Origin of the sequence: Cytobacillus stercorigallinarum (assembly GCF_014836495.1) — a bacterium.
Taxonomy (GTDB): domain Bacteria; phylum Bacillota; class Bacilli; order Bacillales; family Cytobacillaceae; genus Cytobacillus; species Cytobacillus stercorigallinarum.
In genome coordinates, this window is sequence record NZ_JACSQT010000035.1 from 1 (window position 1) to 1481 (window position 1481).

Annotated in this window: 1 protein-coding gene; it reads right to left on the minus strand. The window is 40.3% G+C overall.

Translation table 11 applies throughout. The annotated features are described in order from the left end of the window. Positions 1-78: 78 nt before the first annotated feature. Positions 79-1434 carry an IS1182 family transposase gene (locus tag H9655_RS22265; protein ID WP_191817417.1) on the minus strand — a complete coding sequence of 452 codons (1356 nt, stop codon included), beginning with the start codon at positions 1432-1434 and terminating at the stop codon, positions 79-81. Positions 1435-1481: the final 47 nt, after the last annotated feature.

Below are 1481 nucleotides of genomic sequence, written 5' to 3' on the forward strand. Positions count from 1 at the left end.
CAGACCGTAGACAAACCCCACCTTTGCATTAAAGTGAAGGTGGGGTTTTCTGTTATTTTAAAAGATTTTTCTTCTTTTTCAGCTTGGACATGGTCCTCGCCATGTCCAGTTTGCCATTTTTTTTAGATTCATGGCAGCGAACGTAAGCATCGCCTGCATTGAAACTTTTTTAAGACCTCTTAAGGTCGTCCAACGCATGCCATGCTTTTCTTTTGCGTCCGCAAAAACTCGTTCGATTGTTTCTTTGCGTTTCGCATATAGAGTTTTATTAAGTTCGGTATGTCTCAAATGATCTACTTCATCTATGTAATCCTGCCATACATGTCTATGAATCATTTTGGTGTGATTCTTACTTTGCGTACAACGGTCTAACAGAGGACAGTCTTTACATTCCAAAGGATTTGAAGCGTATTGCTTGTACCCGTCTCTTGTCGTCGTACGGTAAGGTAGAATTTGCCCTTCGGGACATAGATAGCAGTCAAAATGCTCATCGTAAACGTATTCGTATTTTCTAATATATCCTTCTTTCGTTCTCGGACGTGTATAAGGCATAACAGGCCTGATGTCTTGGTCCATTAAGAATTTAGCGATGTGTGGTGTTTTATATCCTGCATCAACAGCGATAGAACTGGGCTTACCGACTTTATCTGTGACTTGAGTGACGAGCTTGTCCAACATCCGACTATCGTGAACATTCCCTCCTGTGACGAGTGAACCTAAGATAAACCCCCGGGAGTCACTTGCCGTATGAAAAGAATACGCAAATAGCTTTTCGCGTTCATCTTTTACGTAATAACCACTTTCAGGATCTGTCGTGCTGACTTTTATTTCTTTTGACTCTTCTTTATTCTGTGGGGGGAAGGGCTTTTTTTCGTGTTTCTCACGGTCGATATTGATCTCGTCATCTAACTGAGCCTGATACGTTCTGGTTTCGACTCGGGCTATTTTCTTTTCAAATTTCTTCTTATTAGCATTCGCTTTAACATGAGTAGAATCAATAAACGCAACGGATGGATCCACCAATCCCTTGGTCATCGCTTCTTTCAAAATGCGGTAGAAAATTTGTTCAAATAGGTCTGTATCGTGGAAGCGTCGAGCGTAGTTTTTACCGAAGGTTGAAAAATGAGGGATCTTCTCGGTGAACCCATAACCAATAAACCATCGATAAGCCACGTTGGTTTCGATTTCCTTTATAGTTTGACGCATTGAGCGTATGCCGAAAAGGTATTGTATGAAGACCATTTTAATAAGGACGACGGGATCAATACTCGGACGGCCATTGTCTAAGGAATACTTATCTTTCACCAGGTCATAAATAAATTCAAAGTCAATCGCTTGTTCAACCTTCCTAACCAGATGATCCTCTGGAACAAGTTGATCCAACGCTACCATTTCAATTTGATTTCTTCCATCCTCAACGTGTTTTGATAACATTTTATATCCCCCACATAAAATTGATTCCATTCAATTATACAAAAAAA

Coding starts and splice junctions, on each gene's coding strand:
- H9655_RS22265 (WP_191817417.1), bottom strand. CDS start 1,434: ATGTTATCAAAACACGTTGAGGATGGAAGAAATCAAATTGAAATGGTA.